At 69.5% G+C, this 16131-nt stretch carries 11 protein-coding genes; 5 read left to right on the top strand and 6 right to left on the bottom strand.

Annotated features, from left to right (window positions below):
* Window positions 1-12: 12 nt before the first annotated feature.
* Entirely contained in the window at window positions 13-624 is a 612-nt protein-coding gene (locus N8I87_RS38215; RefSeq protein ID WP_263215459.1) for a DUF1062 domain-containing protein, read from the bottom strand.
* 499 nt (window positions 625-1123) lie between these two features.
* On the opposite strand from N8I87_RS38215, the gene N8I87_RS38210 reads away from it, so the two are divergent.
* The 4 genes from N8I87_RS38210 to N8I87_RS38195 all read left to right on the top strand — a co-directional run bounded on the left by N8I87_RS38210 (window position 1124) and on the right by N8I87_RS38195 (window position 6042).
* Window positions 1124-3148: a sensor histidine kinase gene (locus N8I87_RS38210; RefSeq protein ID WP_263215458.1), complete on the top strand. Its 2025-nt coding sequence runs from the start codon at window positions 1124-1126 to the stop codon at window positions 3146-3148.
* A complete protein-coding gene (locus tag N8I87_RS38205) occupies window positions 3145-3588 on the top strand; it encodes a roadblock/LC7 domain-containing protein (RefSeq protein WP_263215457.1) in 444 nt (147 codons plus the stop codon). Before N8I87_RS38210 ends, N8I87_RS38205 begins: the two co-directional genes overlap by 4 nt.
* Before the next feature lie 75 nt (window positions 3589-3663).
* Window positions 3664-4737: a medium chain dehydrogenase/reductase family protein gene (locus tag N8I87_RS38200; protein ID WP_263215455.1), complete on the top strand. Its 1074-nt coding sequence runs from the start codon at window positions 3664-3666 to the stop codon at window positions 4735-4737.
* 201 nt (window positions 4738-4938) lie between these two features.
* Window positions 4939-6042, top strand: coding sequence for a sugar ABC transporter substrate-binding protein (locus tag N8I87_RS38195; protein WP_263216872.1), 1104 nt, complete (start codon window positions 4939-4941; stop codon window positions 6040-6042).
* Window positions 6043-6122: 80 nt separating this feature from the next.
* On the opposite strand, the gene N8I87_RS38190 is transcribed toward N8I87_RS38195, so the two are convergent.
* From N8I87_RS38190 to fdh, 4 genes are all read right to left on the bottom strand, one after another.
* Window positions 6123-8954, bottom strand: a complete 2832-nt coding sequence (locus tag N8I87_RS38190; protein ID WP_263215454.1) for a lectin — start codon at window positions 8952-8954, stop codon at window positions 6123-6125.
* 319 nt (window positions 8955-9273) lie between these two features.
* Window positions 9274-10203, bottom strand: a complete 930-nt coding sequence (gene nrfD / locus N8I87_RS38185; protein ID WP_263215453.1) for an NrfD/PsrC family molybdoenzyme membrane anchor subunit — start codon at window positions 10201-10203, stop codon at window positions 9274-9276.
* Window positions 10200-11132, bottom strand: coding sequence for a 4Fe-4S dicluster domain-containing protein (locus N8I87_RS38180; protein ID WP_263215451.1), 933 nt, complete (start codon window positions 11130-11132; stop codon window positions 10200-10202). The genes nrfD and N8I87_RS38180 overlap by 4 nt, the downstream gene beginning before the upstream one ends.
* Window positions 11129-14437, bottom strand: a complete 3309-nt coding sequence (fdh, locus tag N8I87_RS38175; RefSeq protein WP_263215450.1) for a formate dehydrogenase — start codon at window positions 14435-14437, stop codon at window positions 11129-11131. Before fdh ends, N8I87_RS38180 begins: the two co-directional genes overlap by 4 nt.
* Window positions 14438-14583: 146 nt before the next feature.
* Between fdh and N8I87_RS38170 the strand changes: the two genes are divergently transcribed.
* A complete protein-coding gene (locus tag N8I87_RS38170) occupies window positions 14584-15333 on the top strand; it encodes a PP2C family protein-serine/threonine phosphatase (protein ID WP_263215449.1) in 750 nt (249 codons plus the stop codon).
* Here the strand turns inward: N8I87_RS38170 and N8I87_RS38165 are convergent.
* Complete coding sequence (locus N8I87_RS38165; protein ID WP_263215448.1) at window positions 15320-15982, bottom strand: protein-L-isoaspartate O-methyltransferase family protein; 663 nt, start codon at window positions 15980-15982, stop codon at window positions 15320-15322. The two genes, N8I87_RS38170 and N8I87_RS38165, sit on opposite strands and share 14 nt — an antisense overlap.
* Window positions 15983-16131 lie beyond the last annotated feature (149 nt).

Raw genomic sequence — 16131 nt, 5'->3', positions numbered from 1 at the left:
GGTTGCCCTCCCTCAGCTTCGATCAGTCCGATGGCTTGTCCCCTTCCCGGCGGAAACGGATCGGTCAACGATGAGCTCGAAGCCGTGATTCGCCTTGGCGCCTGGAGCCAACGGCAGGTGGATTCGGCCGTCCGCGATCATGCGCCGTACCTCAGTACGGCTGATGCCCAGCCCGAGCATGAGCAGTCGTTCGACACGGACCGGCGCAGGCAGCTCGAAGCTGATCAGTACCTTGAGCGGTGTCGGGTCGTGGAGTGCGCAGAAGGGCGTGTCGGTCTCCAGGTCCCAGGTGCCGGTCCAGTCGAGGTGGTATCCGTTCTTCGCGGCGAGCGACGCACTCATCGCGAGTTCCCGCACCGTGGCCGTGTCGTTGGTCTCGTACGCCACCCGGCGAGCGGGCTCCAGCGACGACACGTGGACGCGTTCGTGGACGGGCACCTTCGAGGTCCGGGCGCACACCGCGCAGTGCAGGAGCAGCCAGACGTCGAGGAGCTTGCCGTTCGCGTTGACGCGGATCTTGCCCGACGGACGGTGACGTGTGCCCGAGCAGTTCAGGCAGGGGCGCACGATCATGGGCAGGGCGCACTGACGCACGGCCCACCGGGCCTTGCGGTCGATATTCATGGATGTGGTTGATTTCTGGCTCAGCGGGAGCTCTCGCGGGCCAGGCCGCGGCTCCTGGGATCTGTCGGATGCACACGAGGGCACGGTTGCCGCCTCGGGGGCCGAGTCGTCAGGCTCCGAGGTCGATCGCGCGACAGGTTGACTGTGGGTACATGGCAGTCGTTACAGATCCATGCGGGCGATCGTGGTCGAGGGTGCCGCCCGCAGGCAACTCCTTTTCTGTCGGCCCGCACCATCACAGTCACAGTCCCGTGATCCTGGGTGTGAGGGCGGTGCAATTGAATCTCCCACGCAGCCTTACAGGTCGGAAACCGGCTGCTACGGCGGTCGGACTAGCTTCGTGGTCATGAACGTGTGCACACCGTTACGGTCGGCGCTCAGCAGGCTTGGCGCCGTCGGCAAGGGCGATTCGGGCAAGGGCAGTTCAGGGCACCGCCGCACCGCCGGAACAGCTCAGGGGCGGCGGCCGATGCCTGGCTGGCGAAGTGTCCGGGGCCGTGTGGCGGTTGTCATCACGGTCCCGATCTGTCTGCTGCTGGCGGTGGCCGGGCTCGCCGTGCAGGGGCGCGCCGAGGCCCTCGGTGATGCCCGGGCGACCCGTTCCGAAGTGGGCCTCAGCTTGCGCATCCAGGCTCTCGTACACCAGCTGCAGCGCGAACGCGGCCTGAGCAATGGTCTGCTGGGAGGGGAGAGGGAGTTCCGCCCCGCGCTCGCCGCCACCCGCGAGCGCGTTGACACAGCGCTTCACGGAATGCGCGGCGAAGGCACCGTCGAGGCAGTCATCCAGCGGCACTTGCAGCGCCTCGACGGCATCCGGGCGGCCGTCGACAGGGGCAGCACGGAAGCGCCCACCACGCAAACGAACAGGACGGAGACGGGCACAGCGGACCGGGCCGCGACTCTGACCTTCTACACCAACGCCATCGACGCCCTCGACTCCGTCGACCCGGTCACAGAGACCGCGACCGGTGCCGATCGTCAACTGCGCGACGCACTCGCGGCGTTGCGGGAACTCGCCGCTGCCAAGGAGTCAGTCGCTCTCGAACGCGGCTTCCTCAACGGCGTGTTCGCCGCCCGTGGCTTTCACGGTCGCGAGTACCTCACCTTCACCGAGATACGGGCCACGCGCATCGCCGCTCTCGCCCGCTTCCAGCAGTACGCCACCGCACCTCAGCGCGCGGCTCTGAACAAGGCTTTCCGCACCGCGGAGGCCCAACGCTCGACCGCCTACGAGAGCCGCGCGGAAGGCGCCGCAGACGGCTCCGCACTGCCCGCCGACGCCGACGCCGGTGCCTGGTGGGATGCGATGACCACACTCGTCGACGATCTGTACGCCGTGCAGCAGTCGATCGGGGACGACGCACGTCACCGGGCCGAACGGCTCAGCCACGACGCCGAAACCGGCCTCGCCGTCTATCTCCTCGCAGGCGCGTTCATCGCCGCCCTGCTCGCGGGCCTCGCCGCGTTCGCTTCCCGCTCCCTCACCCGCCCGCTCGGCGCCCTCGCAGAGGCCGCCCACGACGTGGCACGGCACCGGCTCCCCGCTACCGTCGCCCGTATCCAGCAAGCCCCGCAGGAGCACGGCGAGTCGCTTCCGACAGCCGACGTGCCGGACGACCCCGACGCGCCGCTGCTGAGCGGCGCGGCCGAGATCGCCGAAGTCGCAACGTCCTTGCGCCAGGTGGAACTCACCGCGCTCCAACTTGCCGCTCAGCAGGCCGGCCTACGCCGTAACACCACCGAGTCGCTCGCCAATCTCGGCCGCCGCAATCAGAACCTCGTACGTCGTCAGCTCAGCCTCATCACCCGTCTGGAGCGGCAGGAACTGGACCCGGACGCGCTCGCCGAACTCTTCGAGCTCGACCACCTCGCCACCCGTATGCGACGCAACGCCGAGAGCCTGCTGGTCCTGGTCGGGCAGAATCCGCCGCGGCCCACGGCGGCGCCCGCCGACGGCCTGGAAGTCGTCCAGTCCGCCGTCGCCGAGGTGGAGCACTACCGGCGGGTCCTGATCGCGACCGTGGAACCGGTGCGGGTGCGCGGGCACGCCGTTGCCGATGTCGCCCACCTCCTGGCCGAACTCATCGAGAACGGGCTGACTTTCTCGCCGCCGAACGAACCGGTCGAGGTGCACGGCTGGTACGACACCGAGGACGACACCTACTGCTTCGCCGTCGTCGACCACGGCATCGGGATGTCCGAAGCCGACAAGGAACGTGCCAACGCCCGCCTCTGCGACAGCGGCGAGGAAGCCTTCCTCGCCGCGCCCACCCGGTTCCTCGGCCACCTCGTCGTCGGCCGACTCGCCCACCGCCTCGGTGAAGGCGTCCAAGTCCACCTCTTCGACACCAGCGGCGGCGGACTGTCCGCCCTCCTTGCCCTCCCCGGGCGGCTGCTCGCCCCCGCACAGGGCTCCTCCAGCACACCCCCGTCCGCCAGGCCCGCTGTCTCCTCCCTGCTCAACGGCTTTCGGGCAGGTGTCGCCCGTGCCGAGACCCGAAGTACACAAGGAGCGTCATCGTGACCACCGCCGTCCAGAATTTCGGGTGGCTCATCTCGGAATTCGTACGCACCGCCGACGGCGTCACGGCAGCCGTCGCAGTCTCCTCCGACGGGCTGCTCATGGCCGCCTCGGAGAGCCTCGACCGGGACCGCGCCGACCACCTGGCCGCCGTCGTCTCCGGCATCACCAGCCTCGCCCAGAACGCGGCGACCGCACACGGCTTCCACGGTATGAAGCTCGTCATGATCGAAATGTTCGGAGGCTTCCTCATGGTCGGTCGCGTCCGCGACGGCAGCTGCCTCGGCGTCCTCGCCACGGAGGGGTGTGACGTCGGCCTGATCGGCTATGAGATGGCCGTCCTCGCCGACCGCGTGGGCGAACTGCTCACCCCGCAGCTGGTGCGCGAGCTCAACGCCGCTCCCCTGACTTCGGGACACATGCAGCGCGCACCGTACGTGTGACCGGCATCGGCCCTGTGCGGCGCCGAGGTCGTTGCGCGACATGCGCTGATGGTGCGGGCTGCATAGGCTGAAGTGGTGAAGCGCGTCGTCGTCGATCACTTCGGCGGCCCCGAGGCCTTGCGCGTGGTGGAAGAGGATGTCCCCGTCCCGGGACCGGGCGAGGTGCGCGTAAGGGTGCTGGCCGCGGGAGTGTCGTTCACGGATGCCCAACTGCGTGCCGGGACGTATCTCGGGGTGCCGAAGCCGCCGTTCACGCCGGGTTACGAGCTCGTCGGAGTCGTCGAGGAGCTCGGCCCGGGCTGCACACGGCTGCGCACGGGAGACCGCGTGGCGGCGCTCACGGTGTGGGGCGCGTACGCGGAATGCGTCTGCCTGCTGGAGGCGAACACGGTCGAGGTGCCGGACGACCTCGACCCGGCGCAGGTCGTCAGCCTCGTCCTCACCTATGTGACCGCCTACCAGCTGCTTTACCGGATGGCACGGGTGAAGCGCGGGGAGACGGTGCTGGTGCACGGCGCCGCCGGCAGGGTGGGCACCGCGGTCCTCGAACTCGGAGCGCTGAGCGGGCTTGGGCTCTACGGAACCGCTTCGGCACGCGACCGCGCCGCGGTCGAACGGCACGGTGCTGTCGCCATCGACTACCGCAACGAGGACTTCCTGGCCCGGGTGCGCGAGCTTCCGGGAAAGGGCGTGGACGTCGTCCTCGACGGGCTCGGGGGCGTGCTCTCCCTGCGCTCCTTCCGTGCGTTGCGCCCCGGCGGACGGCTTGTCGTGTTCGGCCACTACGCGATGCTCGCACGCGGGCGCACGAGCCGACGGGGGTGGATCGAGTGGTACGGAGCCACTGCGGCCGTCGCTCTGTGGGGCCTGCTCTCGCCCCGCCGCCGGGTGCGCGCCTACCGGATCCAGAAGCTCCGCGAGGGCCGCCAAGTGCTTCCCGTGGCCACTCGCCCACCGGCGTTTCCCGTGGGTGGAGGACCGCGATACCGAGAGTGGTTCCAAGAGGACTTCCGCACACTGCTCGACCTGGTGCGGCGTGGCGCGATCCAGCCGGTCGTGGCCGAGCGCCTCCCCCTGTCCGACGCCCGTCGTGCTCATGAGCTGCTCGAAGTGTCGGCGGCGAAGGGAAAGATCGTGCTCGTGCCGTAGCGCGACGAGCTCCGTGGCGTGCGCCGGCGTGACCGGCAACCGAACGGTAGCCGGGCACCGCGGTGAATTTGTTACGACAACATCTTGACGTGTCACACCGCGCACCGCTTGGCTAACGGCCACTCGGTTCGCGACGATGCTCCCTGGTTCGGAAGGCACCCCCCTGACGTGAATACTCGTAGTACCAGCCGCAGGACCGCTGTGCGCCGTACCGCCACAGCCCTGACCGCTTTCTCTTCCGCACTTTCACTTTCCGCGTGCGGAGCCATCGGTGGGAGCGGCGAGGGCGGCGGGGGCGCGTCCCCGACGCGCGATGACATCACCGTGGGGCTGCTCCTGCCCGACCGGGACACGGCACGCTTCGAGAAGTTCGACTACCCCATCATCAAGAAGGAAGTCGCCTCTCTCACGCATGACAAGGGGAAGGTCCTCTACGCCAACGCCGGGGCGAGCGTGGCCAAGCAGAGTCAGCAGTTCCAGCAGATGGTGGATCAGAAGGTCGACATCATCCTGGTGGACGCCGTGGACGCCAAGCGCATCGCACCGGACGTGCAGAAGTCGAAGGATGCCGGCATACCCGTCATCGCGTACGACCGTCTGGCGCAGGGTCCGATCGACGCCTACGTCTCGCATGACAACGAACTCGTCGGCCAGGTACAGGGCCGCGCGATCACCGAGGCGCTCGCCTCGAAGGGGCCGGACAGCAAGGTCGTCATGATGAACGGCGACCCCGCCGACCCGAACACCGCGCAGTTCAAGAAGGGTGCGCTCGGCGAACTCCAGGGCAAGGTCGACATCGTCGAGCAGTACGACACCGACAAGTGGTCGCCCGCGGTCGCCAAGGCGCACATGAAGCAGGCCATCAAGTCGGTGGGCGTGGACCGCATCGCCGCCGTCTACTCGGCGAACGACGGCATGGCCGCCGCCGTCATCGACGCGTTGAAGGAAGCGGGCGCGACCAAGATCCCGCCGGTGACCGGGCAGGACGCGAACCTGGACGCGGTGCAGCGGATCGTCGCGGGTCAGCAGTACATGACTGTGTACAAGCCGTTCCTGGACGAGGCCAACTACGCCGCGGAGATGGCGGTGAACAAGGTCCAGGGCCGTGACATCGCCTTCGACGCGCTGACTCGCGACACGGTCGACAGCCCGACGCGGAAGCACATCCCCGCGATGCTCGTGCCGGTGGTCTCCCTCACCAAGGACAAGATCAAGGAGACGGTGATCGCGGACAACGTCTACACCGTCCGGCAGATCTGCACCGCGGCCTACGCGGCGGACTGCGCGGCCATCGGGCTGAAGTAGCCGCCAGGACTCGCGGCCCCGCCGGAGAACGGGACCGCGAGGCGACGGGTGGCGTGCCGACACCTGGGTGGCGGGGGATGTCAGGCCGGTGGCAGCGTCCACTTCTGCGCGGCGGTCCCGTTGCAGGTGTAGATCTGCAGTCGTGTACCTTCCGTGGTCGATGAGTTGGGGTCGTCGAGGCAGAGGCCGGAATTGGGGTTCGTCAAGGAGCCGTCGGTGCCGATCGTCCACCTTTGGGCACCGGTGCCGTTGCAGGTGTACAGCTGGACCAGCGTGCCGTTGGTCGTTCCGCTGTTGGACACGTCGAGGCACTTGCCGAGGGTGCGCAGGGTGCCGTCGGCCGCGATCGTCCAGTCCTGGGCGTAGGTGCCGTTGCAGGTCCACAGACGGATCGCGGTGTGGTCCCCGGTGCCGGAGTTGGCGTCGTCGACGCACTGCGCGGAGGTCACCCCGGACCTGATCGGACCCACCCGTGGTTTCGGCGGGGCGGTTGTGTCTCCGGGGTAGGAGGGCGGGGCGGCCGACGGGGCCGAGGCCCAGGCGGTGTTCGGGCTGGTGCCGAGCGTGTAGTTGAGCGTGCCTCCGGAGGTGATCGCGCTCGGGGGTGCGTAGGCGTTGTTCCACGCGGACCCGTTGAACGTCGCGGACTGAACGTACGGTGCGTTGTCCCCGGCCCCGTCGCCGTTGATCGTCAGGGTCTTGCCGGAGGGCAGGGTGAGCACGGCCTGGGGGAACAGGGGCGAGCCGAGTGCGAGGTCCGACGTACCGGGCGTCATGGGGAACATGCCCAGCGCGGACCAGACGTACCAGGCGCTCATCGCGCCGAGGTCGTCGTTGCCGTCGGCGAGTCCGGCAGGGGTGTTCGACCAGATCTGGTCCTGGATCGAGCGCACGGTCGCCTGGGTCTTGTACGGCTGGCCGATGTAGTCGTATTCCCAGGGGAGTTCGATGCTCGGCTCGTTGCCGACCCAGGCGTAGCCGTTGGCACCGGTGTAGCTGCGCAGCACGGTGTCGAGGTAGTCGCCCATCGCCTTGTTACCACCCTTGGCGGTGGCGAGCCCTCCGACGTTGAAGGGCACCATGCCCGAGTAGATCCACGAGTCGGCCTCGACCATGTCCGTGCCGCTGGTGGGGTCGAAGCCGCCCGTCCAGGAGCCGTTGGCGTTGCGGGGCTGGACGAAGCCGGAGGCCGGGTTCAGCACGTTGCGCCAGTCCTGCGCGCGATGGGCGTACGTCTGCTGGCTCCGGGTGTCGCCGAGGGCGCCAGCGAAGGCGGAGAGGGCGAAGTCCGCGGTGTCGTACTCCAGGGTGGTGGCCACCGGGCCGTAGAAGTTGCAGCAGCCGTAACTGCCGTCGTGCGGTTCGTAACCCGGGTTGTCCAGGTAGTTCAGACCCGGTCGGTCGTTGTTCGCGGTGCTCGCCTGTTTCAGCAGGCCGGTCAGTGCCTTCGCGGTGTCGAAGTCACGCGCGCCGAAGGCGTGGTAGTCGGCGATGATCGCCGCCGCCGGGTCGCCGACCATGACGTAGGACTCCCCGTTGTTCTCCGACCACTTGGGGAAGATCCCGGTCTGGGTGTAGTCGTCGGTCATCGACTGGGCGGTGTCGGAGGCGACCTGAGGACTCACCAGCGCTTCGAGCTGGGCCTGGGAGCGGTAGATGTCCCAGCCGGAGTAGTTGGCGTAGGCGGCGTCGTGTCCGGCGTCGACCTGGTGCGTCCTGCCGTCGAAGCCGTAGTACTGGCCGTTGGTGTCGCTGATGACGTTCGGGTGGAGGAGTGAGTGGTAGAGCGCCGTGTAGAAGATCTTCTGCTGGTCGGCGGTGCCGCCACCGATCTGCACCCTGCCCAGTGCCGTGTCCCAGGCCTTGTGCGCCGCGGAGCGGACACTGTCGAAATTCCAACCGGTGTTCTCGGCGCTTCGATTGGCGGCCGCGTTCGCCACCGAGACGTAGGAGACGCCGACCTTCGCCTGGACGACCTGGTTCGCGCTCGTGTTGAACGTGACGTGCGCGTTCGAGGCGGCGGCGCCCGGGGGCACGTCGTGGGGCACCGCGTCGTGGGCGCGGGGTTTCGGCATGGAGCCGTGCAGGCGCGGCTTGTTCGGCTGCTCCGGGGCGTTCTTGTCGGCCCGTTCGGCGGAGGGCTCGGACGATGTCGTCCGGGGGGCGAGCGTGCTGCCGCTGGAGGTGAACGGCTGGTCGAAGACCATGTCGAAGTAGACGGTGTAGGTGTTGCTCGCGCCGCAGAATCTCCCGCTGGTGACCTGACCGCTGACCTCGGTGTCGGAGACGACGTTGAACTGTGCCGACGTGCCGCTGTTCTGACTGCTGGTCAGCTTGAGGATCAGGTTGGCCTGGGAGGTCGCGGGGAAGGTGAATCGCGCCATGCCGCTGCGCGTGGTGGAGGTGAGTTCGGTGGTCACCTTGTTGTCCAGGGCCACCTTGTAGAAGCCGGGCGTGGCTGACTCGTTGGCGTGCGAGAAGGAGTCCGTGGCCGCGTTGTTGACGGCGCCCACCGTGGGCAGCACCGGTATGTCACCCGCCGCACCGCAGCCCGGTCCCGCGATGTGGGTGAGGCTGAATCCGGTGATCGAGGAGTCCTTGTACTCGTACCCGCCGCCCGATGGCCGTGACGATGTGTCAGGACCCCACTGGACCATACCGAAGGGCACGTCCGCGCCCGGGAAGTCATTGGCGTCGTTCGACGTTCCGATGAAGGGGTTGACCAGGTCCGCCGGGGACGACACCAGCTTCGGCGGACGAGCCTGCGCCGCCCAGGCGACCGGGGTGGGTAGCGCGTACGCGCCGAGGAGTGCCGCGCCGGCGGCGGCGCCCAGGACCGTGCGGATCGGGCGGCCGTGGGACGGCCGTCTGCGTGTACCAGGCCGGCGGCCACCGGCCGGAGTCGATAACATCGCGATCTGCCTCCTGAGGGGATGCGTTCGGATCACGGGAGCACACCGAGCTGGACGGACGACGAAAGACCCAGCGGGGGCGACCAGTTGGGGTGGTGGAGAGGAAAGCGGCGGAGTCCGGGAGGTGACAACGTTGTCTCCTGACAACGTTGTCTCGCTCCCGGCCGGCCGACTCGGAGCACTGTCGCAACGTAGCCACTGGACGTGCACACGTCAATACTGACGGCGCATCGGATCCTCGGCGCACAGGTCATCGGGGCTGGGTTCAGCCACGTTGCAACCAGCCGTCAACCTGCCCTGCACGAGAGGGAGTTGCACTCTACGAATCGCGGTCCCGCCCAAGCCGCCGCCGCTGCGTGGTCACCACATAGGCCGGGTCCTCGGCGGACGCGATGCCTGCCGCGAAGACGCCGAACCGGGTGCACAGTCCCGCTGCCAGGTACGACCCTCCGGCCAGGAGCCGGGCCGTTCGGCGACCGGCGAGAAGCGACAGACCGGCTCCGGCCGCGGTCAGTGCCTTGCTCAGGGTCAGCAGCCGGCCCGGCCGGTCCATGAGGTAGGGCTCACCGGCCGGTCCGAGCCGCCGCTCGATGCGGCGCATCGCGGCGAGTTCCATGCCCACGCCGAAGAGGCTCATTCGGATCGGCGGCCTGTGGTCCGCGCCGGGTGCCCAGAGCAGTGCGGCACCCGCGGCGCTGGTCAGCGCGCTGCCCGCGAACACATACGGCAGTTCCGGATACGCCTCGTGCCACGCCGGCACCGCGGTGTCGGAGAGCAGCACCGCGGTGTACGTGCACATCGCGGGCCCCAGCGTCCCGGAGCCGAGTGCGGCGAGCCGACCGAGCCTCGGCAGCCGTCCGGTGGCCAGTGAGGCGGCCGAGGCGGTGGCGAGCGTGGAGAACGGCGCGAGGATCCAGGAGCCCACCGACAGCGGTGAGGTCGGCTTGAGGACACGCAGCATATGCGTGAACCGTTCGGGTCGGCCGAGGTCATGGACCAGTGCGGTGACACTGGCCACCGACGCGGCGGCGGCGACCCATCGGCCTGTTCCGGCCAGTTCCCGGCGGCCGGTCAGTTCGGCCACCGCCGCCATGGTCGCCGAGGCACCGGCCGTTCCTCCGAGGAACAGATAGGCCGGCACGTCCGGCACCTTCCATGTGGGGCGCTTGAGGATCGGCCGGCCGTAGTACGACCGGAACTCCGCGCGCGGAACCATGAGGCGCTCCCGCTCACCGCCGCTCCCCGTCACGGCTTTCTCCTCTCCACGGTCCCCCGTCCCAGGAAGGACAGCGCCACGCTCACGGCCACACCGACGGCGGCCGTGGCCGCGTGCCGCCACATCGACGGCAGGTCGCGGGTGGTGACCACCGGGTCCGGCGGGAGCCCGTACACCTCGGGCTCGTCCAGCAGAAGGAAGAACGCGCCGTCACCGCCGACGCCGTCGTCCGGATCCCGGCCGTACAGCCGCGCCTGGTCCACTCCGCGCTCGTGCAGCTCGGCCACGCGCCGGTCGGCCCGCTCGCGCAGGTCCTCCAGCGGGCCGAACTGGATGGAGTCGGTCGGGCACGCCTGGGCGCAGGCCGGTTCCCGGCCCGCTCCCAACCGGTCGTAGCACAGCGTGCACTTGAAGGCCCGGCCGTCGCCGGGACGGATGTCGATCACGCCGTACGGGCAGGCCGGCACGCAGTATCCGCAGCCGTTGCAGATGTCCGCCTGCACCACCACGGTCCCGAACTCGGTGCGGAACAACGACCCGGTCGGGCAGACGTCCAGGCAGGCGGCGTGGGTGCAGTGCTTGCACACATCGCTGGACATGAGCCAGCGCACCTGGCCGTCGCCGGTTTCCGCGTCGGGAACGGGCGGGCCGACGGTCGGCATGCCCAGATCGACCGGGGGCCGCTCCGGTGTCACCTTCTGCTCGATGAACGCCACGTGCCGCCAGTTGTTGGCGTTCAGCGCGCCCGTGTTGTCGAACGACTGCCCCAGCAGGTCGAGTTCCTCGGTCTCCGCCGGGACCAGGTTCCACTCCTTGCAGGCCACCTGGCAGGCCTTGCAGCCGATGCAGACGGAGGTGTCCGTGAAGAATCCCATCCGGGGCGGGTGGGTGTCCGGGTAACCGGCGTCCGCGGCGGGGTCGGCCAGCGGGCCGGACAGCCTGTTGTGGTCCGCGGTGGTCATGGCTGCCCCTCTCCTGGGCCCTGTGGGGTGTCGTCGCCCGGCGGGCTGTCGTCCGGCAGGCCGGCGCGCCGCCGGCAGGCCGCCACGTGGGCGCCGAGCGCCGGGCCACGTGGGCGCCTGCCCGGCCTGATGTCGCAGGTCGCCGCCTTGCACTCCTGGATGCGTACGTTCGGGTCGAGCACCACGGACAGCAGGTCGTTGGCCGAGTCACCCGTGGACAGCCCGTCCGGACCCCAGTGGTAGGGGATCCCCACCTGGTGGATGGTGCGGCCGCGGATCCGCAGGGATTTGATGCGGTCGGTCACCAACACTCTCGCCTCGACCGCCGTGCGGGCCGTGGTGATGGTCGCCCAGCCCAGGTGCTTCAGGCGTCGCTCCGTGGCGAGTTCCGGGGAGACCTCGCAGAAGAACTCCGGCTGCAGCTCGGACAGATAGGGCAGCGTACGGCTCATGCCGCCGGCCGTGTGGTGCTCGGTGAGGCGGTAGGTGGTGAACACGTACGGATACACCGGGCTGCCTGCCGGGTGGTACGGGTTGGCCGGGTGGTCGTAGGCCTGGAGCGTGGGGTTCGTCTGCCGGCCGTACAGCGGGTTGTCCACCGGCGACTCGTAGGGCTCGTAGTGTGCGGGCAGCGGGCCGTCGGCCAGTCCGGCCGGTGCGAACAGCCAGGCGCGGCCGTCGCTCTGCATGATGAACGGGTCGGTGCCGGCCAGGGCGTCCTGGGCCCTCGCGTCCGGCGGCGGCCGGTAGTCGGGCGGTTTGTCGGCCTCGAAGTCCGGGATGTCGTCCCCGGTCCACCGGCCTTGTCCGGCGTCCCACCACACATACCGCTTGCGTTCGCTCCACGGTCGTCCCTCGGGGTCGGCCGACGCCCGGTTGTAGAGGATGCGGCGGTTGGCCGGCCAGGCCCAGCCCCAGTCGGGGGCGACCCGGCTCTGTTCGTCGCGCGGTCGGCGGTTCGCCGCATGGTTGTGCCCGTCGGCGTGGACCCCACAGTAGATCCAGACTCCGCAGGAGGTGGAGCCGTCGTCGCGCAGCTGGGTGTACGTCGACAGGGGCTGCCCGTCCGGCCCGTACCCGTTGATCTCGGCCAGGACGGCGTCGGCGCTCGGTTCGGCCAGCGGGCCCGACGTCGGGTAGTCCCAGGTGAGGTCGAGCAGGGGGCGGTCGCGTGGGTCGGTGGATCCGGCGAGCTTCTCCCTGATGATCCGTCCGAGGTGGTGGTAGAACCACAGGTCGCTGCGGGCGTCGCCGGGCGGCTCGACCGCCGCGTGGTGCCACTGCAGCAGCCGCTGGGTGTTGGTGAAGCTGCCGTTCTTCTCCGTGTGCGCCGCGGCCGGCAGGAAGAACACCTCCGTCGGGATCTCCTCGGTGCGCAGCTCACCGGTCTCGATCTCCGGGCCGTCCTTCCAGAAGGTCGCGCTCTCGATCAGCCGCAGGTCGCGCACCACCAGCCAGTCCAGGTTCGCCAGGCCGAGGCGCTGGAGCTTGCCGTTGGCCGAGCCGACCGCGGGGTTCTCGCCGACGAGGAAGTACCCCTTGCACTGCCCCGAGAGCTGGTTGAGCACGGTCTGGTAGGTGCCGTGGTCGCCGGTCAGACGGGGCAGCCAGTCGAAGCGGTAGTCGTTCTCCTCGGTGGCCGCTTCTCCCCACCACGCCTTGAGCAGACTCACCGTGTACGCGCGCATGTTGCCCCAGAAGCCGGTGGTGCCGGCGTCCGCGGCCACGAACGCGTCCAGGTCCTGGTGCTGATGGGCGTGCGGCATGGGGATGTAGCCGGGCAGCAGGTCGAACAGCGTCGGTACGTCCGTGGAGCCCTGGATGCTGGCGTGCCCGCGCAGTGCCAGGATGCCGCCGCCCGGCCGGCCGATGTTGCCCAGCAGCGTCTGCAGGATGGACGCGGTCCGGATGTACTGCACCCCGACGGTGTGCTGGGTCCAGCCGACGGAGTAGCACAGTGCCGTGGTGCGTTCGCGTCCCGAGTTGGTGGTGATGGCCTCGGCCACCTGGGCGAACAGCTCGCGGGGAACGCCACAGACGTCCTCGACCAACTCCGGTGTGTAGCGGGCGAAATGGCGCTTGAGCACCTGGTACACACAGCGCGGGTGTCGCAGCGTCGGGTCCATGGCCGGCTTCCCGCTCAGGGCGGGGCCGCCGGAGCCGTACGACTGCGAACGGGAGCTCTCGTGCGCCTCCCGCCCTCCGTGCTGGTGTCCGGCAGCCGTGCCCCGCTCGCCCTCCTCCCCCGATGTCCGCCACTGGTCCCGCTCGCCGGCCGCGGCCGCGACCCGCGCGCCCTCGTACATCCAGCTGGTGGTGTCGTAGTGGCGGCTGTCCGGGTCGTAGCCGGAGAACAGCCCGTCCAGGTCCTCGGTGTCGGCGAAGTCCTCGCGCAGGATCGCCGGGGCGTTGGTGTAGGCGACCACGTACTCGCGGAAGTCCTTGTCGTTGCTCAGCACATGGTTGATCAGGGCGCCGAGGAAGGCGATGTCGGATCCGGCCCGGAGCGGGACATGGACGTCCGCGAGCGCGCTGGTGCGGGTGAAGCGGGGGTCGACGTGGATGATCGTGGCGCCGCGTTCCTTGGCCTCCATCACCCACTGGAAGCCGACCGGATGGCACTCGGCCATGTTCGAGCCCTGGATGACGATGCAGTCGGCCTCGGCCAGGTCCTGCTGGAACGTCGTGGCTCCGCCACGGCCGAACGAGGTCCCCAGACCGGGGACGGTGGCGGAGTGTCAAATCCGCGCCTGGTTCTCGATCTGGATCGCGCCCAGCGCCGTGTAGAGCTTCTTCATCAGGTAGTTCTCTTCGTTGTCCAGCGTCGCTCCGCCGAGGGAGGCGATGCCGAGCGTGCGCCGGACGGGAACACCGTGGTGCGTGTCCTGCCAGGTCTGCCGACGGGTCTCGAGGACCCGGTCGGCGATCATGTCCATCGCCCGGTCGAGCGGGATCCGCTCCCATCCCGCGCCGTGCGGTGGCCGGTGGAGGACGGCGCTGATCCGGCCGGGGCCGGTCACCAGCTGCTTGCTGGCCGAGCCCTTGGGGCACAGCCGGCCGCGTGAGATCGGGGAGTCCGGGTCGCCCTCGATCTGGATGACCTTCTCGTCCTCGACGAATACCTTCTGGCCGCAGCCCACGGCACAGTACGGGCACACGGACCGTACAACCCTGTCGGCCCGCTCGGTACGCGCGGACAGCTGCTCGGTGCCGCGCGAGCGGGCCGCGCTTCCCCTGCCCAGTGCGTCGTCACCGGTGATCTGCCGGTACACCGGCCAGCCGTCGATCCACTGCCGCAGGCCCATGGCGAGCTCCCGCCTCGCGCCTTCCGCTGTCGCAGCCAACGTAACGCCGCGACTTGCGGGAGTCATGTCGAGCACGCCTACCCTTGATGCATGACCATCGGCCGACCTAGGGCTGTGTGCCCGGTGCGGGAAGGCGGTGGCGTTCCGTGCCGTACGTGGCGGTGAGTGCGCTGAGCCATCCCGGGCTGCTGCGCTCCCGGAACGAGGACAGCCTCGTCATCGGACCGTGGACGCTGTGCGCCACGGTGACCGAGAGCCCGCAGACGCTGTACTTCCCGCTCGCGACGCCTCTCGTCGTCGCCGTCGCGGACGGGCTCGGCGGGCATCCCGGCGGCGACGTGGCCAGCGCCCTGGTGGTCCGCCGGATCGCGTCGATCGGTCCCGCCCTGAGCAGCGAGGACGCCGTCCGCGACGCACTGAACGACTGCAACCGGGCCGTCTACCTGGCCTCCGGCGGCGACGAGGGAAGCGAGCTCACCACCATGGGGACGACGATCGCCGGCGCTGTCGTACAGCCCGGCTCGCTCCTGGTGTTCAACGTGGGCGACAGCCGGGTCTTCGCGGCCTCCAGTCGCGGACTGCTCCAGGTCAGCGTCGACGACTCCCCTCCGCTGGGACCCGGGCGGCGCACCACCTCCCTCGTGACGCAGTGCCTGGGCGGCACCGGCACGTACCGCGCCGTCCAGCCGCATGTGGCAACCGCCTCCCTGGCGCTCGGTGACCGCTACCTCATCTGCACGGACGGTCTGACCGATCCGGTGCCGCCGGATATGATCGACGACGTGATGCGGGAGCACGACGACGGCCGTGCGGCGGTCGAGCTGTGGAAGGCCGCCATCGAGGCGGGCGGCCCCGACAACATCACGCTGGCGGTCGTACGCGTCATGGACGCGTAGGGAACTCCGCGTCGCCCGGCGGAAAGGCGTATTGCCCCTGCAGTCGCACGAAGCACGCCCCGGTCACCATCCGCACCTGCTCCAGCCCCGATGAGGTGCGCTCGAAGCACACCACCTGCTCGTGCCCGCCGGGACCGATGGGCTGCACCAGGCGGCCGCGCGGCCGTACCTGCGCGGCCAGGGGCGCGGGCACGTCCGGGTACGCGGCGGACACGAGGACGGCGTCGTACGGAGCGCGGTCGGGCACGCCGCCGCTGCCGTCGCCGATCCGCAAGTCCACGTTCCGTACGCCCTGGCGTGCGAGGTTCTCCCGCGCCTGGTGGGCGATGCCCGGCCGGGTCTCGATGCTGACCACGTCGGCGGCCAGCCGGGCGAGCAGCGCGGTCTGGAAGCCGAGGCCGGTACCGATCTCGAGGACGTGCTCGCTGCCGTCCAGACCGAGGCTCTCGATCATCATGGCGGACAGCGACGGCTGGGTGGTGACCTGTCCCTGCCCGATCGCTATGGGTACGTCGCGGTAGGCGTCGGCCTCGTGTCCGGCCGGGACGAATGCCGCCCGAGGCGTTGTTCGCACGACTTCGAGCAGTCGCTCGTCCCTGATCCCGGCGGCTCCGAGGGCTCGTACGAGATCTGCCGGCTCCTTGGGCATGGACTTCATGGGAGGGTCACTACACACCAGGCCAGGACTCGCTCGGCCGCGACGGTTCCGGCTGAGCAGGTCAGGGCTCACGCAGCGGTGTTATCAAGGTTATATGGGACCTTTCGGGCGTTTTCGGAGCCCGTCGCGTCATCCCCTCA

It is taken from the genome of Streptomyces sp. HUAS 15-9 (assembly GCF_025642155.1).
Classification (GTDB): Bacteria; Actinomycetota; Actinomycetes; order Streptomycetales; family Streptomycetaceae; genus Streptomyces.
Note: the sequence above shows the minus strand (reverse complement) of the source record. Positions and strands in the feature narration are given on the sequence as shown.